General features: G+C 45.3%; 17 protein-coding genes. 14 read left to right on the top strand and 3 right to left on the bottom strand.

Going from position 1 to position 22840, the window contains the following annotated elements:
- The first annotated feature begins 56 nt into the window (after positions 1–56).
- From DWW77_RS15280 to DWW77_RS15270, 3 genes are all read left to right on the top strand, one after another.
- Entirely contained in the window at positions 57–995 is a 939-nt protein-coding gene (locus DWW77_RS15280) for an alpha/beta fold hydrolase (protein WP_118609064.1), read from the top strand.
- Between the two features lie 97 nt (positions 996–1092).
- Positions 1093–2637: a 4-alpha-glucanotransferase gene (malQ, locus tag DWW77_RS15275; RefSeq protein ID WP_118609046.1), complete on the top strand. Its 1545-nt coding sequence runs from the start codon at positions 1093–1095 to the stop codon at positions 2635–2637.
- Between the two features lie 37 nt (positions 2638–2674).
- The gene (locus tag DWW77_RS15270) at positions 2675–3103 is read left to right on the top strand and encodes a hypothetical protein (protein ID WP_092071388.1); all 429 of its coding nucleotides are present in this window, start codon (positions 2675–2677) and stop codon (positions 3101–3103) included.
- Between the two features lie 129 nt (positions 3104–3232).
- On the opposite strand, the gene DWW77_RS15265 is transcribed toward DWW77_RS15270, so the two are convergent.
- Positions 3233–3763: a VanZ family protein gene (locus DWW77_RS15265; protein ID WP_118609045.1), complete on the bottom strand. Its 531-nt coding sequence runs from the start codon at positions 3761–3763 to the stop codon at positions 3233–3235.
- A gap of 224 nt (positions 3764–3987) precedes the next feature.
- Here DWW77_RS15265 and thyA point away from each other — a divergent pair, with 224 nt between their 5' ends.
- Both thyA and DWW77_RS15255 read left to right on the top strand, forming a co-directional pair.
- Positions 3988–4836 carry a thymidylate synthase gene (thyA, locus tag DWW77_RS15260; protein WP_015524333.1) on the top strand — a complete coding sequence of 283 codons (849 nt, stop codon included), beginning with the start codon at positions 3988–3990 and terminating at the stop codon, positions 4834–4836.
- Between the two features lie 23 nt (positions 4837–4859).
- Complete coding sequence (locus DWW77_RS15255) at positions 4860–5354, top strand: dihydrofolate reductase (RefSeq protein ID WP_015524334.1); 495 nt, start codon at positions 4860–4862, stop codon at positions 5352–5354.
- 147 nt (positions 5355–5501) lie between these two features.
- Here the strand turns inward: DWW77_RS15255 and DWW77_RS15250 are convergent, their stop codons facing one another.
- Positions 5502–6527 (bottom strand): branched-chain amino acid aminotransferase, encoded by a 1026-nt coding sequence (locus tag DWW77_RS15250; RefSeq protein ID WP_118609044.1) that lies wholly within the window; start codon positions 6525–6527, stop codon positions 5502–5504.
- A 149-nt stretch (positions 6528–6676) separates the two neighbouring features.
- On the opposite strand from DWW77_RS15250, the gene DWW77_RS15245 reads away from it, so the two are divergent.
- From DWW77_RS15245 to DWW77_RS15220, 6 genes are all read left to right on the top strand, one after another.
- On the top strand, positions 6677–7912 hold the full coding sequence (locus DWW77_RS15245) for a 5-bromo-4-chloroindolyl phosphate hydrolysis family protein (RefSeq protein ID WP_118609043.1): 1236 nt from the start codon (positions 6677–6679) through the stop codon (positions 7910–7912).
- 71 nt (positions 7913–7983) lie between these two features.
- The gene (locus DWW77_RS15240) at positions 7984–9132 is read left to right on the top strand and encodes a toxic anion resistance protein (protein WP_118609042.1); all 1149 of its coding nucleotides are present in this window, start codon (positions 7984–7986) and stop codon (positions 9130–9132) included.
- An 84-nt stretch (positions 9133–9216) separates the two neighbouring features.
- Complete coding sequence (gene ispG / locus DWW77_RS15235) at positions 9217–10281, top strand: flavodoxin-dependent (E)-4-hydroxy-3-methylbut-2-enyl-diphosphate synthase (protein ID WP_021651821.1); 1065 nt, start codon at positions 9217–9219, stop codon at positions 10279–10281.
- Positions 10281–14774 carry a PolC-type DNA polymerase III gene (locus tag DWW77_RS15230; RefSeq protein WP_118609041.1) on the top strand — a complete coding sequence of 1498 codons (4494 nt, stop codon included), beginning with the start codon at positions 10281–10283 and terminating at the stop codon, positions 14772–14774. Before ispG ends, DWW77_RS15230 begins: the two co-directional genes overlap by 1 nt.
- 98 nt (positions 14775–14872) lie before the next feature.
- Positions 14873–16831 carry a fructose-1,6-bisphosphatase gene (locus DWW77_RS15225; protein ID WP_118609040.1) on the top strand — a complete coding sequence of 653 codons (1959 nt, stop codon included), beginning with the start codon at positions 14873–14875 and terminating at the stop codon, positions 16829–16831.
- Between the two features lie 60 nt (positions 16832–16891).
- Complete coding sequence (locus tag DWW77_RS15220; protein ID WP_118609039.1) at positions 16892–17650, top strand: hypothetical protein; 759 nt, start codon at positions 16892–16894, stop codon at positions 17648–17650.
- Between the two features lie 104 nt (positions 17651–17754).
- On the opposite strand, the gene DWW77_RS15215 is transcribed toward DWW77_RS15220, so the two are convergent.
- The gene (locus DWW77_RS15215) at positions 17755–17970 is read right to left on the bottom strand and encodes a helix-turn-helix domain-containing protein (protein ID WP_015524345.1); all 216 of its coding nucleotides are present in this window, start codon (positions 17968–17970) and stop codon (positions 17755–17757) included.
- Positions 17971–18190: 220 nt separating this feature from the next.
- On the opposite strand from DWW77_RS15215, the gene DWW77_RS15210 reads away from it, so the two are divergent.
- The 3 genes from DWW77_RS15210 to topA all read left to right on the top strand — a co-directional run bounded on the left by DWW77_RS15210 (position 18191) and on the right by topA (position 22787).
- On the top strand, positions 18191–19726 hold the full coding sequence (locus DWW77_RS15210) for a YifB family Mg chelatase-like AAA ATPase (protein WP_227752194.1): 1536 nt from the start codon (positions 18191–18193) through the stop codon (positions 19724–19726).
- 25 nt (positions 19727–19751) lie between these two features.
- Entirely contained in the window at positions 19752–20639 is an 888-nt protein-coding gene (gene dprA / locus DWW77_RS15205) for a DNA-processing protein DprA (protein ID WP_110103465.1), read from the top strand.
- A gap of 75 nt (positions 20640–20714) precedes the next feature.
- Positions 20715–22787 (top strand): type I DNA topoisomerase, encoded by a 2073-nt coding sequence (gene topA / locus DWW77_RS15200; RefSeq protein ID WP_021651815.1) that lies wholly within the window; start codon positions 20715–20717, stop codon positions 22785–22787.
- The last annotated feature ends 53 nt before the right edge of the window (positions 22788–22840 follow it).

The following is a 22840-nucleotide window of genomic DNA, read 5'->3' as shown; positions in this document are numbered from 1 at the left end:
GACAAAGCGGAATGCGAATGCCCGCTTTATGCAGCAGAAAAGGTGAGGTGAAATATATGTTACGGACAATTCAGTATTCATTTCCTTCAAAAGCAGACGGATTGGAAATTTCCTGCCTGGCAGTAGTGCCGGAGTTGGAACGTAATGAGAAATACCGTGGGATCATACAGATCGTTCACGGAATGAGTGAGTACAAGGAACGCTACATTCCTTTTATGGAATATATGGCAGAGCGAAAATATATAAGTGTGATCCATGATCACCGTGGCCATGGAAAAAGCGTACGCAGTAAAGAGGATCTTGGGTATATGTACGGTGGTGGGGCGGATGCCATGCTGCAGGATATCCATACGGTGAACTGCTTGATCAAGGATCATTTCCCGGGTATTCCGCTGATCCTTTTCGGACACAGCATGGGCTCTCTGGCAGTTCGTGCCTATGCAGCGCATCATGACAGCTGTATGGATATGCTGATCGTCTGCGGCTCACCCAGCTATAATGTATTTCGTCCGGTCGGAGTAGCTCTGGCAAAGGCGGGAAAGACTGTTTTCGGGCCTAAACACAGTGCGGGTCTGATCGAGATGATGTCTTTTGGAAGCTATGCAATGCACTTTAAAAAAGAAAAAAACCGTTTTTCCTGGATTTGCTCTGATCCGCAGGTTGTGCAGGATTATTCGGATTCAGAATACTGTGGATTTACATTTACGGATGATGCATATCTGGCACTTTTTGACCTGATGAAAAGAGCCTATGATGTGAAGCACTGGAAGTGTACAAAGCCGGAAATGCCGGTGCTGTTTATCAGTGGGGCGGAGGATCCCTGCATGGGAAATGTGAGACAGTTTGCGAAGGCTGTCCGTGCCATGCGTTGTGCAGGATACCGGGATGTCCGGGGAAAATTATATCCGGGAATGCGCCACGAGATCCTGAATGAGAAAGACAAGGAAAAGGTTTATCATGATATATTTACATATATCTGCAAAAAAGGACTTTGAACGCTCTGTGACAGCGTGATATAATAAAAATCTGAGTGCTCCTGCAGACATCTGTGAGAGGGCGCAACTACTGAGAAAACAGGAGGATTCGTAAATTATGAGAGCAAGTGGGATTTTACTTCCGGTATCCAGTCTGCCATCGAAATATGGGATCGGATGCTTTTCTGAGGAAGCATATGAGTTTGTAGACCAGCTGGCAAGAGCAGGACAGAAATACTGGCAGATCCTTCCTCTCGGACCTACCGGATATGGAGATTCACCATACCAGTCTTTTTCTACCTTTGCGGGAAATCCGTATTTTATTGATCTGGAGGCTTTTGTAAAAGAGGGATATCTGGATAAAAGTGATTGCGAGGACTGTGACTGGGGTACAAACGAGAGCTATGTGGATTATGAGAAGATTTATAATTCCAGATTTCGGCTTTTGAGAAAAGCCTTTGAAAATTATGACTGTGAGACAGATCAGGAGTACCGTAAGTTTGTAAAAGAAAATGCTGCCTGGCTGGAAGATTACAGCCTGTATATGGCAATCAAGGACAGCTTGAATGGGATCAGCTGGATCGAATGGCCTACGGAACTCAAAAACAGAGAAAAAGCTGCATTGGCTGAAGAAAGAGAGAAGCTTGCAAAAGAAGTGGGATTTTACTGCTTCCAGCAGTTCTGCTTTTTTAAACAGTGGACAGCACTGAAAGCTTATGCAAATGCTAAGGGAGTGGAGATGATCGGAGACATCCCGATCTACGTTGCGTTTGACAGTGCGGATGCCTGGGCACAGCCGGAATTGTTCCAGTTTGATAAGGAAAATATTCCGATTGGCGTTGCCGGATGCCCGCCGGATGCTTTTTCCGCCACAGGGCAGCTCTGGGGAAATCCGCTTTATGACTGGGAATATCACAAGAAAACAGGCTATGCATGGTGGACACGCCGAATGGCAAATTGTATGAAGCTTTATGATGTGGTAAGGATTGACCATTTCAGAGGCTTTGATGAGTATTATTCCATTCCGTACGGAGATAAAACTGCCCAGTTCGGTCACTGGGAAAAGGGACCGGGAATGGATCTGTTCCGTGCGCTTGAAAAGAATCTTGGAAAGCTGGATGTGATCGCAGAGGATCTTGGTCTCCTTACAGACAGTGTGATCGAGATGGTGGAAGAATCCGGATTCCCGGGAATGAAGGTATTGCAGTTTGCTTTTGACGAGAATGAGGACAGTCCGTATCTGACGCACAGATATGAAAGGAATTGCATTGTTTACACAGGTACTCATGACAATGAGACAACAAGAGGATGGTTCCGCAATCTGAGCCAGCATGATCGAAATTTTGCCAGGGCCTATATTGGCTGTGAGGGCAAGCATGAGACTGCGGCAGTGTGGAGCATGATACGTGCGGCGATGTCCAGTGTTGCAGATCGCTGTGTGATCCCGGTACAGGATTATCTCTGCCTTGGAAATGAGGCAAGGATCAATGAACCGTCAACTCTTGGTGACAACTGGAAGTGGCGTATGAAAAAAGGCCAGCTCAATGAAACAATTATTCAAAAGATTTATAAAATGACAAAGCTTTATGGAAGACTTGTAAAAGAAGAAACGGAAGAGAAGGAAAAAACAGAAGCTGACAGGGAAAAGATATCTGACAAATAGAGAAATATAAGGATATCAGAAAGGACAGAAATACATCATGGAAGAACAGAAAAGAGAAAATAAGGAAGAGCTGCAGCAGGAAACTGCTGAGGAAAAGAATTCCGGACAGGGAAATTCTTCCACAAGAAGCAGTCTTCTGTGGATCTTTGCAGGAGGCTATCTTGTGTATACAGGATATCGTCTCTGCGCCAGTGTCATAAGCGGAGCAGAAGACTCCGGTGTGGTATTTCTGGCAGCGGGAGGTATTTTTGTTGTGATCGGAGCAGTGCTTCTGATCATGGCGATCCGTAATCTTGCAAAGGCTGGCGCACAGAAACATGAGCTGGAAGAAGCTGCTGCGAAAAAAGCGGCAGAGGAAGCTTCTCAAAATCCGGAAACCGTGGCAAAGAAAAAAATGTCAATTGCGGAGCGGGCGCATCTTGCGGAAAATCTGGATGACGCACCGGAGGAGAAAGACGAAAAATAAAACCGGATGCAGGTGAGAGTAAAATGCCTGCTGAGATATGACGATTAGTAATAGCAAAAACGGAACATCATAAGGCAAAAAAATCCTTATGTATGTTCCGTTTTTTAGATCAGGTAGATCGCAAAACAGTTATCTGCGTCTTTGCGCGTTTCTGCGTTTTTTTCGAGATTTTTTTCTGTTGGGGGTATGTAAGGTAGACCAGCAGAATGCCTGCACCAGCAAAATTCCGATCATTGCTCCGCAGCTGTCGATTCCTACATCCCTTACGGAAGGTCCGCGGGCGTCTACAAAAGACTGGTGGTATTCATCCAGTCCGGCAAATCCCACACATACAAATCCGGCAAGGAGCATCAGCCAGATTCCCCGAACTCCGTATACATAGAGGGGGAAGGAAATAGATATGGCTAGCAGGCAGTATTCTGTCATGTGAGCAGCTTTACGGACATAAAATTCGATACCGGCAGCTTCCTGGGAAAGCTGTTCCAGGCTTTTGCCGGAAGCTAATATTTCGTTTTTGGTTTCTACGATCTGGTAGCTGATCTTGTAGCTCAGGGCACCGGAAACATCTCCGGTCTGTGCGGAAAAAGAGTAGATCACGCACATCATCAGGATCGCAGGTGCAAAAGAAAAAGGTTTTAATAAGGTAATCAGTATTTTCATGGCTCTTAATATAGCACTCCCGCATGGAAAAGTCCAGAAAAATACAGAAAAAGAACAGGGAAAAGGAAAAACAGGGAGAGAAGGTTAAATGGGATAGGAGGTTAAAGGGGAAGTGGACAGTAAGGACTGAAATGTGTTAGAATATAAAATAAATTTCAGGGGCATTTTTAAGAAAAAAGCAGCCCGGGATCGAATAGAAGAAAATTACAGGAGGAAATCAACAAATGAGTCTTGCAGATAATATATTCATTGACATGTGCAAAGATGTCATAGAAAACGGAACCAGCACAGAAGGTGAGAAGGTACGTCCTGTGTGGGAGGATGGAACTCCGGCTTATACCATCAAGAGATTTGGTGTTGTGAACCGTTATGATCTCCGGAAGGAGTTTCCGGCACTGACTTTAAGAAAAACAGCGTTAAAGAGTGCAATGGATGAGATTCTATGGATCTGGCAGCAGAAATCCAATAATATCCATGATCTTCACAGCCACATCTGGGACAGCTGGGCAGATGAGAACGGCTCCATCGGAAAAGCCTACGGCTATCAGTTAGGTGTGAAGCATCAGTATAAAGAGGGAATGATGGATCAGGTAGACAGAGTTCTTTTTGATCTTAAGAACAATCCGTACAGCAGAAGGATCATGACCAATATTTATGTACATCAGGATCTCCACGAGATGAATCTTTACCCATGTGCCTATTCCATGACTTTCAATGTAACCAAGGAACCCGGAAAAGACAAGCTGGTCCTTAATGCGGTGCTGAACCAGAGATCGCAGGATATCCTGGCTGCAAACAACTGGAATGTGTGCCAGTATTCTCTTCTTCTCATGATGATCGCACAGGCCTGCGATATGGAAGCCGGAGAGCTTGTTCATGTGATCGCAGACTGCCATATTTATGATCGTCATATTCCGGTAATTAAAGAACTGATCTCTAGAAAACCGTATCCTGCACCGACAGTAAAACTGAATCCGGAGATAAAGGATTTTTATAAATTCACCACCGATGATCTGATCGTGGAGAATTATGAGACATGGCCACAGATCAAAAATATTCCCATTGCAGTATAATTGCATAAAGAAAGGAAGAAAGAATGAATATTATTGTTGCAGCAGATAAAAACTGGGGAATCGGAAGAAATAATGAACTTCTGGTAAGTATTCCGGCAGATATGAAGATGTTCCGTGAGGAAACTACAGGAAAAGTGGTTGTTATGGGAAGAAAAACACTGGAGTCTTTTCCAAACGGACTTCCTCTGAAAAACAGAACCAACATTGTGATCACCGGCAACCGGGATTATCAGGTAAAAGGTGCGGTGATCGTTCACAGCATCGAGGAAGCACTGAAGGAAGTGGAGAAATATCCGGCAGAGGATGTGTACTGTATCGGCGGAGACAGTATTTACAAACAGATGCTCCCGTACTGTGATACAGCTCATGTGACAAAAATCGATTTTGCATATGAAGCGGATGCGTATTTCCCAAACCTGGATGAGGACCCGGACTGGGAGATCACAGCGGAGAGTGAAGAACAGACATACTTTGATCTGGAATATGCGTTTGTAAAATACGAGAGAAAAGATAGGTAATGTGAGCACAGATCATAAAGCAGAATGAGAATGCCCGCTTTGTACAGAAAAACAATGAAGAAATAATAAAAAAACAGACCACCGAAAAAAATACGGCGGTCTGTTTTTTTGTGCTTAATGTTATGTATAATGACGAAAATCCGGTAATTACTCGATTACGTGGATCCATCCCTTCGGTGCTTCGATGCGTCCCATCTGGATACCGGTCAGTGTGTCGTACAGCTTCTGGATGACCGGACCCATTTTTTCCATTCCGCTTGGGAAGCAGATTTCTTTGCCGTGATCATTGATCTTTCCGACAGGAGAGATAACTGCAGCAGTACCGCAAAGACCACACTCTGCAAAATCTTTAACCTCATCGAAGTAGACCTCACGCTCTTCAGCTTCCAGTCCAAGGTACTCCTTTGCAACGTAGATCAGAGAACGACGTGTGATGGAAGGAAGGATGCTGTCAGACTTCGGTGTTACAACCTTGCCGTCTTTAGTAACGAAGATGAAGTTTGCTCCGCCTGTCTCCTCAACTTTTGTACGAGTCTTGGGATCAAGGTACATGTTCTCATCAAAGCCCTGTTTGTGAGCATCTACGATAGCATGAAGGCTCATTGCGTAGTTCAGGCCAGCCTTGATGTTACCGGTTCCGCAAGGTGCGGCACGGTCATAGTCGCTGACACGGATCGTGATCGGTTTGGCGCCGCCTTTAAAGTACGGACCAACCGGTGTTGTAAGGATACGGAACTGATATTCGTCAGCCGGTTTAACACCGATCACGGCGTTGGAACCAAACATGTACGGGCGAAGATAAAGTGTTGCGCCGGAACCATATGGCGGAACCCATGCAGCATTTGCCTTAACAACCTGCTCAACAGCGTCGATAAATCTTTCCTTCGGGAATACCGGCATTTCAAGTCTTGCTGCAGATGCAGCAAGACGCTCTGCGTTCAGGTCAGGACGGAAAGTAACGATATGTCCGTCTTCTGTTGTGTATGCCTTCAGACCCTCGAATACACTCTGAGAATACTGAAGCACACCAGCACACTCATTGAGTACGATATTAGGGTCTGTGCTTAAAGTACCCTCATCCCATTTTCCATCTTTAAAATTAGACACGTATCTGTAGTCGGTTGGCATGTAAGCGAATCCGATGCTGGACCAGTCGATGTTCTTTTTTTCCATAACGATTCCTCCGTTTACAATTTTTACTTTTTACCATTGTAAAACTTTTACGTGATGACTTCAATAGTTTTTTGTTCCTTTTTTTCATTTGCTTGTAATTTTAATATGATTTCGATATAATAAAAATTATCTATGGACTGGAGGGAAAAATGGACAATCACGAATTTGAAGACCTTGGAAAAAAGATTCAGGATATTGTAGATAATGCAGTGAATTCAAACAGCTATCACGAATTAAGCCATACGATCAACCAGACAGTAAATAAGGCCATTGATTCCGGAAGCGAAGCGCTGAAAAATGCGCTGAATTCCGTGTTTGATCCGGGTGCTGATCCGGAATTCCGTAAGAAAAGCTATACATACCAGAGCCCTTATTACGGAAGAAGCAGAAAAGCAAAGCAGCAGGCTGCAAGGAAACAGTCGGAACTGCTTTACGGAAAGACTACCGGTGAGAATCTCAAAGGCATGATGATGGCAGTTTCCGGTGGGATACTTTTAAGTGGCATGGGGCTTGGAGCCATGGTGCTTCTGATCTGGATGGGCATTGGACACAGCGGTGCACTTGCAGCAGGTGTGCTTGGAGTGATGTGTGCAGGCGCAGCAGGTGGCGGTGCTCTTTTGGGAGCAGGAACAAGTCGTCTCGGAAGACTGGGACGTTTCCAGAAATATATCCGTGCGCTGGGAGACCACACCTACTGTAATTTTCAGAAGCTTGCTCAGGCAGCAGGAAAGAACGAGAAATTTGTAAAAAAAGATATCAGCAGAATGATCCAGAAGGGCTGGTTTCTGGAAGGCCATGTGGATGAGCAGGGAACCTGTCTGATCACCAGTAATGAGACCTATCAGCAGTATCTGGAAACACAGAAGCAGCTGGAGCTTCGTAAACAGGAAGCAGATCCTAAGGTTCAGCTGGAGGAGAATATGAGTCCGGAAGCCCAGGAAGTCCTGAGAAAAGGAAATGAATTTCTGGTAAAGATCCGTGAGAGCAATGACGCCATTCCCGGAGAAGAAATTTCGGCAAAGATTTCCAGGATGGAAATGATCGTTCAGAAAATTTTTGAGCGTGCAGGAGAGCATCCGGAGGTGATTCCGGATCTTAAGAAAATGATGGACTACTATCTGCCTATGACTGTGAAGCTTCTGGATGCTTATGAGGATATGGATGGACAGCCTGTACAGGGTGAGAATATCACGGCTTCCAAGAAAGAAATTGAAGAAACCATTGATACACTGAATATTGCATTTGAGAAACTTCTGGATTCCATATTCCGGGATACCGCGTGGGATGTATCCACCGATATTTCTGTGCTGCATACGGTTCTGGCACAGGAGGGGCTGACAGAGGATGATTTCAAAAAAATGAAACAGAATGCGGAAATGAAATAAGTACAACGAGCAGATAAGAAGCTGGAATACAGACATCTGCCGGAAGGTACAGCTGATCAAGGAGAATGCTTATGGGAGAAGAATTTAAAGACTTTGAGGTAGAAGCACCGGTGCTGACTCTGGAACCGGATCTCACGGAAGAAAAAGAAGAAATTACAAAAAAAGAACCGGAGAAACCCCAGGAGCCGGCAGTAGAGGAACCGGTGTTATCTCCCCAGGAACAGAAAATCGTAGAAGATTTTGCAGCAAAGATCGATATTGAAAATACAAACCAGATCCTGCAGTACGGAGCCGGCACTCAGAAGAAGATGGCAGATTTTTCTGATGCAGCGCTGGTAAATGTGAAGACACAGGATCTTGGGGAGGCAGGGGAGCTTCTTGCAAATGTGGTAGGAGAATTGAAGGATTTTGATGCCACAGAGGAAAAGGGATTTTTCGGCTTTTTCAAAAAACAGACAGCGAAGGTGGAAACTCTGAAAAACCGTTACACAAAGGCCGAGGGAAATGTGACGAAGATCACGGAAGCTCTGGAGCAGCACCAGATGCGTCTGATGAAAGATTCTGCCGTGCTGGACAAAATGTATGAGCAGAACCTTGCATACTTTAAAGAACTTTCCATGTACATTCTTGCGGGTAAAAAGAAGCTTAGGGAAGTCAGAGAAGGCAAGCTCAACGAATTGCATCAGAAGGCAGCGGCAAGCGGACTTCCGGAAGATGCACAGGCTGCCAATGATCTGGAAAGCAAATGTGACCGCTTTGAGAAAAAGCTTCATGATTTGGAGCTTACCAGAACCATTTCTATGCAGACTGCACCGCAGATCCGCATGATCCAGAACAATGATACGACGATGATCGAGAAGATCCAGACAACCATTGTAAATACCATTCCTCTCTGGAAAAGCCAGATGGTGCTGGCTCTAGGGATCGCGCACTCCACAGAAGCCGCACAGGCACAACGGCAGGTTACGGATTTTACCAATGAACTTCTGAAGAAAAATGCGGAAACGCTTCACCTGGCATCTGTGGAAACTGCAAAGGAATCCCAGCGTGGTATTGTAGATATTGAAACTTTGAAAAAAACCAATCAGGAACTGATCCAGACACTGGATGATGTGATGAAAATCCAGCAGGAAGGCCGTGAAAAACGTCAGGCAGCAGAGGCAGATATGAGACGTATGGAAAACGAACTGAAAACAAAGCTGCTGGAGATCCGACGTTAGGAGTAAGAGTAAAAAGATAGTTCGGAAAGGAAAGGCAGGGCGTTTGAAGACACCTGCCTTTCAGGATTCATAAAGGAGATTTTTATGTACAGAGATCATACAAAAGTAATAAAAATTGGAAATCGTGTTATCGGAGGAGGAAATCCGATCCTTATCCAGTCCATGACCAATACGAAAACTGAAGATGTGGAAGCAACGGTTGCGCAGATCCTTTCTCTGGAAAAAGCAGGCTGTGATATTATCCGCTGCGCAGTTCCTACTATGGAAGCTGCGAAGGCTTTATCCCAGATCAAAAAACAGATCCATATTCCGCTGGTTGCGGACATCCATTTTGATTATCGCCTTGCCATTGCAGCCATGGAGAACGGTGCGGACAAGATCCGTATCAATCCGGGAAATATCGGTTCCAAAGAGAGGATCCAGGCAGTTGTGGATACAGCAAAGGAACGGAATATCCCTATTCGTGTAGGAGTAAACAGCGGTTCCCTTGAAAAAGAACTGGTAGAAAAATATCACGGTGTTACAGCCGAAGGACTTGTGGAGAGTGCTCTTGATAAGGTGCACATCATTGAAGAGATGGGATATGACAATCTTGTGATCAGCATCAAATCTTCTGATGTTCTCATGTGCGCCAGAGCCCATGAACTGATCGCAGAAAAAACACAGTATCCTCTTCATGTGGGAATTACAGAAGCAGGAACTCTGTATTCGGGAAATATCAAATCAGCTATCGGACTTGGGATCATCCTGTATCAGGGAATCGGAGATACCATCCGTGTTTCTCTGACAGGCGCGCCGCTGGAAGAAGTGAAATCAGCCAAAAGGATCCTGAAAACGCTGGGACTTCGCAAAGGAGGCGTGGAGGTTGTTTCCTGTCCGACCTGCGGAAGAACAAAAATCGATCTGATCGGCCTTGCAAACCAGGTAGAGACCATGGTACAGGATATTCCTCTTGATATTAAGGTTGCAGTTATGGGCTGTGTGGTAAATGGACCGGGAGAGGCGAAGGAAGCAGATCTCGGAATTGCAGGAGGCGATGGTGTTGGTCTTCTGATCCGGCATGGAGAGGTTGTAAAAAAAGTACCGGAAACGGATCTTCTGGATACACTTCGTCAGGAACTTCTTACCTGGAATGAGCAGGAGTCATAATGGAGAAAGATTTTTTTGATGTATTTCCGCATCTTAAAGTGAAGAAAGAGCTGGAAGAACTTCTGGACATGGTATTTGTGACAAAGGTTTCCATGAACCCCGGAAGAACTCATCTGAGGGTTTATATTGAAAGTAGCCGCTGGATACACAAGAAGAATATTTTTGCGCTGGAGGATGAGATCGAACGGCAGTGCTTTCCGGGGATTCCCATGACTGTAACAGTTGTGGAAAAATTTCATCTTTCCGAGCAGTATACACCGGAGAACTTTCTGGAAAGCTACCGTTCCAGTATGGAGATGGAGCTGCGCAACTATAACATGCTGGAGTACAATCTGTTCCGCAGATCAAAAATCATTTTTACAGGAAAAGATACCTTGCGTATGGAGCTTCCGGATACGGTTATTTCCAGACAGAAAAGCGAAATACTTGTTGAATATTTTCATAAGGTTTTCTGTGAACGCTGCGGTATGGATCTGAAAGTGGAACTGGATTTTGTGGAAGTGAAAGAGAGTAAATACCGGAAAAATGCTGCACTTCAGATCAAACAGGAAGTGGAAAATGTCCTGAAGCATGCCAAACTCAGCGGGGATCAGGAAAGTGAACCGAAGCAGGAGGATACAGCCAAGGAAGAGACAAAGAAAACCTCAGGAGATAAGAAGGGCGAAAAGACAAACGAGAAGAAATCCGTTGACAAAAAACAGCAGAAGGTTCAGAAGGGAGATTTCCGCGGCAGCTTCGGATTCCGCAGGGACAGCAATCCGGATGTGGTTTACGGCAGAGATTTTGATGGAGAAACGATTCCGCTGGAGAGCATTACCGGTGAGATGGGGGAGGTTATCATCCGATGTCAGGTTATGGATGTGGAAGCTCGTGAGATCCGAAATGAGAAAACGATCCTGATCTTCCCTGTGACCGATTTTACGGACAGTATTGTTGTGAAGATGTTTCTGCGTAACGAGCAGGTTCCGGAAGTGACGGAAAGTGTAAAAAAAGGCGCATTCCTGAAGCTGAAGGGAGTTACCACCATTGACCGTTTTGACAGTGAGCTTACTATTGGAAATATTACAGGTATCAAGAAAATCGCCAATTTTACTAGCACAAGAATGGATACCAGTCCTCAGAAGCGTGTGGAGCTTCACTGTCACACCAAGATGAGCGATATGGATGGTGTCAGCGATGCAAAGGCATTGGTAAAACGTGCCTATGAGTGGGGACATAAGGCTATCGCTATCACGGATCATGGCGTGGTGCAGTCCTTCCCGGAGGCAAATCACTGCTTTGATGCCTGGGGCGGTTGTGTTCCAAAGGAGTCTGATTTTAAGGTGCTCTATGGAATGGAAGCGTATCTGGTAGACGATCTGAAGGGTATGGTCACCAATTCCAAAGGGCAGCGGCTGGATGGAGATTTTGTTGTTTTTGATATTGAGACTACGGGATTCTCAGCACTAACCTGCAGGATCATTGAGATTGGCGCGGTAAAAGTGGAAAAAGGACAGATCACAGATCGTTTTTCCACCTTTGTAAACCCGGAAGTGCCCATTCCGTTCCGTATTGAGCAGCTGACAAGCATCAATGATTCCATGGTCCTGGATGCACCTGTGATAGAGGAAGTACTGCCGAAATTCCTGGAATTCTGTGAGGGCTGCGTGATGGTGGCCCATAATGCGGACTTTGATATGAGCTTTATTATTGAAAACTGTAAACGGCAGGGGATTTCGGATGATTTTACTTATGTGGATACCGTTGGTATGGCTAGATTCCTTCTTCCTGCCCTGAACCGTTTTAAACTGGATACGGTAGCCAAGGCAGTAGGTGTTTCTCTTGATCATCACCACAGAGCTGTGGATGATGCGGCATGTACCGCAGAGATTTTTGTGCGGTTTGTAAAGATGCTGGAAGAAAGAGATATTTTTGATGTGGATGAGATGAACAGGCAGGGTGCGGTTTCACCGGATACCATCCGAAAGCTGCCCACATACCATGCTATTGTTTTTGCAAGAAATGAGACCGGAAGGATCAATCTGTACAAGCTGGTAAGCCAGTCCCATTTAAAGTACTATCACAGAAGACCAAGGGTTCCCAAAAGCGTGCTGGAAAAATACAGGGAAGGCCTTCTGGTGGGAAGTGCCTGCGAGGCAGGAGAGCTTTATCAGGCACTTCTTCGCAATGCACCGGATCAGGAGATCGCCAGACTGGTAAATTTTTATGACTATCTGGAAATCCAGCCTCTTGGGAACAATGCGTTTATGCTTGCGGATGAAAAACATGATATGATCAATTCTGAGGAAGACTTAAAAGAGATAAACCGGAAGATCGTAAAACTTGGAGAACAGTTCAAAAAACCGGTGGTTGCCACCTGTGATGTGCATTTTATGGATCCTCAGGACGAGGTTTACCGACGGATCATCATGGCAGGAAACGGATTTTCTGATGCAGATAACCAGGCCCCGCTTTATCTTCGTACAACGGAGGAAATGCTGGAGGAATTTTCCTATCTGGGAAGTGAAAAGGCGGAAGAGGTGGTGATCACCAATACCAATAAGATCGCAGATATGATCGAGAAGATATCACCGATCCATCCGGATAAATTTCCACCGGTCATTGAGAACTCCGAGCAGGATCTTAAGAATATCTGTTTTACGAAGGCCCACGAAATGTACGGAGATCCGTTGCCGAAGATCGTGGAGGACCGTCTGGACAGGGAGCTGAATTCTATTATCTCCAATGGTTATGCGGTAATGTATATCATTGCACAGAAGCTTGTGTGGAAGTCCAATGAGGACGGCTATCTGGTTGGATCCCGTGGTTCTGTAGGTTCTTCTCTGGCAGCGACCATGTCCGGTATCACGGAGGTAAACCCTCTGCCGCCTCATTATCTCTGTCCGAATCCGGACTGTAAATACAGTGATTTTGATTCCCCTGAGGTGAAAAAATACGCGGGTATGGCAGGATGTGATATGCCGGATAAGATCTGTCCGAAATGCGGTGCCAGGATGAACAAGGAAGGCTTTGATATTCCTTTTGAGACATTCCTTGGTTTTAAAGGTGATAAGGAGCCGGATATCGACCTGAACTTTTCCGGTGAATATCAGGCCAATGCCCACCGGTATACAGAGGTTATCTTCGGAAAAGGGCAGACCTTTAAGGCGGGAACCATTGGTACCCTTGCGGAAAAAACCGCATTTGGTTATGTGAAGAACTATTATGAGGAACGGGGGCAGCACAAGCGTTACTGTGAGATCAACCGTATCGTGAAGGGCTGTACCGGTGTCCGCCGTACCACTGGCCAGCATCCGGGAGGTATCATCGTACTGCCTATGGGTGAGGAGATTGAGAAATTTACACCTGTGCAGCACCCGGCCAATGATGTGAACAGTGATATCATCACTACACATTTTGATTACCATTCCATTGACGGAAATCTTCTGAAGCTTGATATACTTGGACACGATGATCCGACAATGATCCGTATGCTGGAGGATCTGACCGGCATCAGTGCAAGAACAGTTCCGCTGGACCAGAGAGATGTCATGTCCCTGTTTGCGGGAACGCAGGCTCTGGGGATCAGCCCGGAGGATATCGGCGGCTGCAGGCTGGGATGCCTCGGAATCCCGGAGTTTGGTACAGACTTTGCTATGCAGATGTTGATTGATACCAAGCCGAAATATTTTTCCGACCTGGTACGTATTGCCGGACTTTCTCACGGTACGGATGTATGGCTTGGAAATGCCCAGGTATTGATCCAGAATGGTACAGCTACCATTTCCACAGCAATCTGTACGCGAGATGATATTATGATCTATCTCATCGGAAAAGGAGTGGAAAGTGGTCTGGCGTTTACCATCATGGAGAGTGTCCGTAAGGGAAAGGGTCTTCGTGAGGAATGGATCCAGACTATGAAAGAGCATGATGTTCCGGACTGGTATATCTGGTCCTGTAAGCTGATCAAGTACATGTTCCCGAAAGCCCATGCGGCAGCTTATGTTATGATGGCGTATCGTATCGCATGGTATAAAGTGTTTCATCCACTGGCTTATTATGCAGCATTTTTCAGTATCCGTGCCACTTCCTTTTCCTATGAACTGATGTGCATGGGAAAAGAACGTCTGGAATATTATATGGCGGAGATCCGGAAAAAAGGTGATGAGGCATCCAAGAAGGAACAGGATACACTGAAGGATATGAGAATCGTACAGGAAATGTACGCCAGAGGTTTTGATTTTGTGCCGATCGATCTTTATAAGGCAAAGGCACACCGGTTCCAGATCATCGGAGATAAACTGATGCCTGCTCTGGATACCATAGAGGGTCTTGGAGATAAGGCAGCAGAGGCAGTTGTGGATGCTGCCGCAAAAGGCAGATTCCTTTCCAAGGATGATTTCCGTGATCGTACCAAGGTCAGCAAGACCGTTATCGATCTGATGGATGATATGGATCTTTTTGGAGATATCCCGCAGTCCAATCAGATGTCACTGTTTGATTTTACGGGTTGATATATGATACCGGAAGGGCTTACAATAAATAAAAAATACTGCCGTTTATCCTGAAGGCTGATTTGGCAGTGAGAACTCCCAGGAGGATACCAGATACTATGAAAAAAGAAGAATTAAGATACCTGCAGCGACTTGCGGAGCTATATCCTACTATAGCAAAGGCTTCAACCGAGATCATCAATCTGCAGTCTATATTAAACCTTCCGAAAGGTACCGAGCATTTCATGTCGGACATTCATGGAGAATACGATGCGTTTTCCCATGTTCTTCGGAATGGATCAGGGGCTGTACGAAAAAAGATCGATGATGTATTCGGACATACCTTAAGCAACAGCGACAAACGTTCTCTTGCCACACTGATCTATTATCCGAAGGAAAAGATGGAGGTTGTAAAAAAACAGGAAGAAGACATGGAGAACTGGTACAAGATCACACTTTATCGTCTGATCGAAGTATGCAAGACAACGGCATCCAAATATACCCGTTCCAAGGTCCGTAAGGCACTTCCTGCAGACTATGCATATGTGATCGAGGAGCTGATCACAGAGAAAGCGGAAGTTCTGGACAAAGAAGCATATTACGATGCCATCGTCAATACGATCATTGAGATCGGCCGGGCAGAGAATTTTATCATTGCCCTGGCAGAACTGATCCAGCGTCTTGTTGTGGATCATCTTCATGTGCTGGGAGATATTTATGACAGAGGTCCGGGCCCGCATTTCATCATGGATCGTTTGATGAAATATCATTCGCTGGATATCCAGTGGGGAAATCATGATGTGGTCTGGATGGGAGCTGCTACAGGACAGAAAGCCTGCATTGCAACGGTGATCCGGAACAGCATCCGTTACCGAAATATGGATATTCTTGAGGATGGATATGGGATCAATCTCATGCCTCTGGCAACCTTTGCAATGGAGGCTTATAAGGATGATCCATGTACTGCTTTTGAGATGAAGGGAGATGCCAATAACTATAGTATTCTGGAAGAAGAGCTTGGACGGAAAATGCACAAGGCTATTGCCATTATCCAGTTTAAGTTGGAGGGTCAGCTGATCCGCCGGCACAAAGAATTCCATATGGAAAATCGTTGTTTGCTTCATAGGATCGATCCGAAAAAGGGAATGATCACACTTCCGGACGGAAAAGAATATCCGCTGACCGATACATATTTTCCTACTATTGACTGGAAAAAGCCATATGAACTTACCACAGAGGAAAAGGATGTAATGGAACGCTTGGATTCCGCGTTCCGAAACTGCGAGAAACTGCAGAATCATGTCCGGCTTCTTCTGGACAAGGGAGGCCTTTATAAAACTTATAATGGAAATCTTCTGTTCCATGGAAGTATTCCGCTTAATGAGGATGGAAGTCTGAAAGAAGTCCAGATTTATGGAAAAACCTACAAAGGAAAAGAATTGTATGATGTTCTTGAGACTTATGTGCGCCGGGCGTTTTTCTCTGTAAATGAGGATGAAAAGCGTAAAGGCAGGGATATTATGTGGTATATCTGGGCAGCTCCGAATTCACCGCTGTTCGGAAAAGACAAGATGACCACCTTTGAACGTTATTTTATTAAAGATAAGGAAACACATAAAGAAGCTAAAAATGCCTACTATCATCTTCTGGAAAATGAGAATGTTGTAGATGATCTGCTCCGTGAATTTGAACTGGATCCGGAAAAAGGTCACATCATCAACGGGCATGTGCCGGTTCACCAGAGTGAGGGAGAGAGTCCTGTAAAATGCAATGGCAAAGTTCTTGTGATCGACGGCGGTTTTTCCAGACCATATCAGAAGGTTACGGGGATTGCCGGTTATACACTGGTTTATAATTCCTACGGGCTGATCCTGTCTGCTCATGAGCCTTTTACTTCTGCGGAAGAAGCGGTAGCCAAGGAGCAGGATATTGTTTCCAACAGGGTGGCAGTTCACTACAATAACAAACGTACTCTGGTCGGTGATACCGATACCGGAACTGCTCTGAAGGAAAGGATCAGTGAGCTGATCCAGCTTCTGGAAGCTTACAGAAAAGGTATCATCAAAGAGAAAAAATAAGCAGAATTGAGAAATACAAGAAGGGTTTCCTGTATGCTATAGTAAACAGAGGTAATGCAGATGAGAAAAAACAAAAGAAGAAAAAAACGGCTGAGAGCAGTTCTGATCCTGTTGATCATTCTGTTTATTCTGGCAGGACTGGGAGGGATGCTGTATGTTTCCCACAGGGATAAGGTGGAAAAAGAACAACGAAGAGAGGCCGCATTGGCTGCATTGGACAGTATTCCGGAGGTGACAGCAACTCCGGCAGCAACAGCAACACCGGTTCCGACAGCGACACCGACACCGTCATTGACACCGGTCCCGACAATCCTTCCGGCATTTGAACCGGAAAATTATCAAGGGATCTGGTACAGCGAAGACGGGCTGACAACGATCGATATTTATGATATCAGTCTGAAATCTGTTTCCTTTACCTATAAGAGAGTGAATGGAAAAGATCCTTCCATGACCGCAGAAGCAGATGTGACTGCAGAGGTAGCAGGAAATGCCACACAGTTCCGTTTTAAGGATTCCGAAGGGAATAAGGCAAAAGGAGAGTTTGTTTTCGATAAAAGTGGTGAGCTTTATGTGAAGGTAAAAACATATGAACGGGGAGAGGGATCTCTGACCTATCCGAAAACAGAGTCTATTATGACCCGGCAGGAGCCATCCCTGGAAGTATCCGAAAATTCCGAAGAAGATGCTTCCTATAATGAAAGCAACGAAAGTTCCTATGAACAGGAATCCTACAGCGAAAGCAGTGAAGATTCTTCTGATGAAAATACAGAAGAATATGAGATTCCCTACGGAGAAGAAGAAACCTATTATACGGAATGATCAAAAAAATAAAACACGGTAAAATAAAGAATCCCCGGATTTTGGCAATCAGGGAATCCCGATACAGGAATTCCCGAAACTGTTCCACATTTCCGGGGATCTCTTTATTTGATCATTTTTTTGCGGTCTGTGCGGCCGACGAGATAATCGATGCTGGTGTCGTAATAATTTGCCAGCCGGATAAGCATTTCGATAGGAATATTACGGGATCCCGTTTCATAATGGGAATAAGAACGCTGACTGATATGAAGAATCTCACTTAATTCTCTCTGGGACAGATCCGCGTCTGTACGTAAATCCTGAATACGCTGAAATTTCATTGTGCTCACCTCTTCTTTCTATTGAAAGTATAAAACAGAACGAAATGCACCCTTGCAAAAGAGAGCAAAATGGACTATACTAAATTTATTATCTTCTAAAATTCAGAAAATGTCTATCTGAAAATTCCCTTGTTTTTAACCAATGCGGATTTCAAATATCCGCCTGACCTGAAAAGACGAAAAGATGGAAGATCGGGATCCGTTTTTTTCGCAGAAAGGAATGTATTTGTTTGCGAGTGTTTTATCAGCAGCGATCTACGGAATGGAAGTACGTGAGATCCAGGTTGAGGCAGATGTCAGTGATGGTCTGCCCTCTTTTGCTATGGTAGGATTTCCCTCTGCCCAGGTGAGAGAGGCCCAGGAAAGAGTCCGGACTGCATTTAAGAACAACCGGCTTTGTCTGCCACCAAAAAAAGTAACTGTAAATTTTGCACCTGCCGATATGAAAAAGGAAGGAGCCGGTTTTGATCTGCCTGTGGCAGCTGCAGTACTTGCGGCTGCCGGAATTCTGGAACCGGATCTTCTGGAAGGAGTTATGATCGTAGGAGAGATCAGTCTGAATGGAGAGATCCATGGGGTTGCCGGAGTTTTGCCTCGGGTGATCCGCGCAAGAGAGCTGGGCTTACGCTTTTGTGTTATTCCGGAGGAAAATATCCGGGAGGGGAATCTGGTGAAGGATATGCCGGTGTTTGGAGTAAAAAGTCTGAATGACATGATCCGATGTCTGAGAGACCCAAACACTTATACAGCTGCGTATCAGGAAAAAGAAAAAACAGAAAATAAACCGGAAAAACCAAAGGTTGATTTTGCGGACATCTGCGGGCAGGAAGGAGCCCGGCGGGCAGCAGAGATCGCAGTAAGCGGTTTTCATAATATTCTTTTTATCGGACCGCCAGGATCCGGAAAGACCATGCTGGCAAGACGTCTGCCTACCATTATGCCGGAGATGACATTTGAGGAAAGCCTGGAGATCACCAAGGTATACAGTGTGGCAGGACTTCTCACGGAAAAAGATCCGCTGATCCGGCAGAGGCCTTTTCGAAGTCCGCATCATACCAGTTCCCCTCAGGCTTTGGCAGGTGGCGGCAGGATACCGGGGCCGGGGGAGATCACTCTTGCACACAGAGGTGTTCTTTTTCTGGATGAGATGCCGGAATTTTCCAGAAAAAGCCTGGAGATCCTGCGTCAGCCGCTGGAAGATAAGGAGATCCATCTGTCCAGAGCTGCCGGAACTTATATTTTTCCGGCCAGTTTTATGCTGGCGGCAGCGATGAATCCCTGTCCCTGCGGATTTTATCCGGATATGAACAGATGTCGCTGTACATCAGGGGAAATCACGCATTATCTTGGAAAGATCAGCCAGCCTCTCCTGGAGCGTATTGATATCTGTACAGAAGTTCCGGCAGTGAGTTTTTCAAAAATGAAAAAGAAAATTGCAGGGGAATCCTCTGCGCAAATAAGAAAGAGGGTGGAAGCAGTACAGGAGATCCAGAGAGAACGTTACAAAAAGGAAAAATTTTGCTTCAATGGGGAGCTTGACGGAAGAAAACTGGAAAAATACTGTGTAATGACGGGAGGGGCAGACAAACTTCTGGAGCAGGCATATGAGCAGTTTCAATTCAGTACCAGAGCATATCATAAGATCCTGAAAACAGCTAGGACCATCGCGGATATGGAATCTTCCGAAAAGATAAAGGAAGAACATATCTGCGAGGCGTTGGCTTACCGGGCATATGATAAGAAATACTGGTCATAAAACAGAAAAAAGGAAGGTATTTTATATGGAAGAAATACAGCAAACAAGGATCCGGTGTGCCCGGAAGGACAGTAGTGTTTATCCGGCAAGACTTAAGGAACTTCCCGGTATGCCAAAACAATTATATTACATTGGAAGCTTTCCGGATGATGCCAAACCTACAGCGGCGATCGTGGGAGCAAGGCTGTGCAGTCCTTACGGACGGATACAGGCCTTTAATTACGGAAAATTCTTAAGCGAACATGGGGTGCAGGTGATCAGCGGTATGGCGGCCGGCATTGATGCTGAGGGCCACAAGGGTGCCCTGGAAGGTGGTACCCCGACCTTTGCCGTGCTGGGAAATGGTGTGGACATCTGTTATCCTTCATCCAGCAGAGGTATTTACCGGAGGATCCCCGAAAAAAACGGAGGGATCATCAGCGAATATGAACCAGGTACCAAAGGCAGGGCATATTATTTTCCGGCAAGGAACCGGATCATCAGCGGACTGGCAGATCTGGTGCTTGTGGTGGAAGCAAAGGAAAAGAGCGGATCACTGATCACAGCTGCCTGTGCACTGGAACAGGGGAAGATGGTATACGCCATTCCGGGAGCGGTAAATGATGCGCTGAGCAGAGGCTGTCACAAGCTGATCTACGACGGAGCAGGAATTGCATACTCTCCGGAAATACTTCTGGATGAGTGGGGATTATCTGTGAAAAAAAAGACAAATTTGTCTGAAAAAAGCAAGTTGGGACTTGCAACGGATTTGGATTTGGTGTATAGTTGTCTCGATTTACGACCAAAAAATCTGGATCATATTATCAGAAAAACCGGTTTTTCACCGGGAAAAACAGCCGGGATCCTGGGACAGCTTATTTTGATGGGGCTTGTGAAGGAAACCGGGAGACAGTATTATATCAGACTTGAATAAATGCTTTTTTGCCCGGAGATTTAGCAGGAGTTTTTAAGCCGGACAGGAAGGCAGAATGAGATTAGGAGAGGTAAAATGGCCAAAAATCTGGTGATAGTAGAGTCACCTGCTAAAATGAAGACAGTAAAGAAATTTCTGGGGGCAAATTATACAGTAGAAGCGTCCAACGGTCATGTGAGGGATTTTCCCAAGAGCCAGTTTGGTATTGACGTGGACAATGATTTTGAACCGAAGTATATCACAATACGAGGAAAAGGTGAGCTTCTTGCAAAACTTCGTAAAGAAGCAAAAAAAGCAGATAAGATCTATCTTGCAACTGACCCTGACCGTGAGGGAGAAGCAATTTCCTGGCATCTGATGCAGGCTTTGAAGACAGATACTGCAAAGATGCACAGGATCACATTTAATGAAGTAACAAAAACAGCAGTTAAGGCGTCCATCAAGCAGGCCAGGGAACTGGACATGAATCTGGTAGATGCACAGCAGGCAAGGCGTATGCTGGATCGTATGGTAGGTTATACCATCAGTCCGCTGCTCTGGGCCAAGGTAAAAAGAGGTTTAAGTGCAGGCCGTGTACAGTCTGTGGCACTGCGTATCATCTGTGACAGAGAAGATGAGATCAATGCATTCATTCCTGAAGAATATTGGAGCCTGGAGGGTGAATTTCAGGTAAAGGGTGAGAAGAAACCGTTGACAGCCAAGTTCTATGGAACAGATAAAAAACTTCCGATCAGAAACCGGCAGGAAATGGATGAGATCCTGAAAAGTCTGGAAGACTGTAAATATGAGATCACAGAAGTAAAAAAAGGTGAGAGGATCAAAAACGCTCCCCTTCCGTTTACCACAAGTACTCTGCAGCAGGAAGCTGCCAAGACACTGAATTTTTCTACGCAGAAGACTATGCGCCTGGCACAGCAGTTATATGAAGGTGTGGATGTAAAAGGCAGTGGTACGGTAGGTCTGATCTCCTATCTGCGTACAGATTCTACTCGAATTTCAGAGGAAGCAGATGCAGCAGCAAGAACTTATATTTCTGAGCAGTATGGTTTGGATTATGTTTCTCAGACAGAGAAGGCGATCAAAAACGGACAGAAGATACAGGATGCTCATGAGGCGATTCGTCCTACAGATATTGCGAGGACACCAGTTCTGGTGAAGGAATCCCTGACCAGGGATCAGTTCCGTTTATATCAGCTGATCTGGAGACGTTTTGCGGCGAGCAGAATGGCACCGGCACGTTATGAGACCACGTCTGTCAAGATCGGAGCAGGTGAGTATGTGTTCACGGTTGCAGCATCCAAGGTTGCCTTTGATGGCTTTATGTCTGTGTACACAGAAGAGGGCGATGACAAAAAGGGCAATGTTTTAAGTCAAAGTCTGGAAAAGGGTATGGAGCTGAAGCTGAAAGAACTGAAGCCGGAGCAGCATTTTACACAGCCGCCGGCACATTACACAGAGGCTTCACTTGTAAAGACTATGGAAGAGCTTGGAATCGGACGTCCAAGTACGTATGCGCCGACCATCACAACGATCATCAGCAGACGCTATGTATCCAAGGAACAGAAAAATCTTTACGTCACAGAGCTTGGAGAGGTTGTTAATAATATTATGAAACAGGCTTTTCCAAGTATTGTGGATGTAAACTTTACAGCAACTATGGAGGGGCTTTTGGACTGCGTGGAAGCAGGTACCGTACAGTGGAAAACGGTTGTACGTAACTTCTATCCGGATCTGAAGCATGATGTGGATGAGGCTGAGAAAGAGCTTGAGAAAGTTGATATACAGGATGAGGTTACGGATGTGATCTGCGACAACTGTGGCCGCAACATGGTGATCAAGTACGGTCCTCATGGAAGATTTCTTGCATGCCCCGGATTTCCGGACTGCCGTAATACAAAACCATATTATGAGAAGATCGGTGTTGCATGTCCGAAGTGCGGCGGCGAAATTGTCATGAAAAAAACGAAAAAAGGCAGAAAATATTACGGATGTGAGAATAATCCGGAATGTGATTTTATGTCCTGGCAGAAACCTTCTGCAAAGAAATGTCCGAAATGTGGTAATTATATGCTCGAAAAGGGAAATAAGCTGGTTTGCAGCCAGGAAACCTGCGGATATGTGGAACAAAAACCAAAAGATGAAGATTGATTGAATAAATGCTTTTCTATTAATTTTCAGAAAATCCCGTTAAAAATAAAAAA

The organism is Ruminococcus sp. AF17-12, assembly GCF_003479245.1.
GTDB lineage: Bacteria > Bacillota > Clostridia > Lachnospirales > Lachnospiraceae > Blautia_A > Blautia_A fusiformis.
This window is presented reverse-complemented; position numbering and strand designations above follow the sequence as displayed.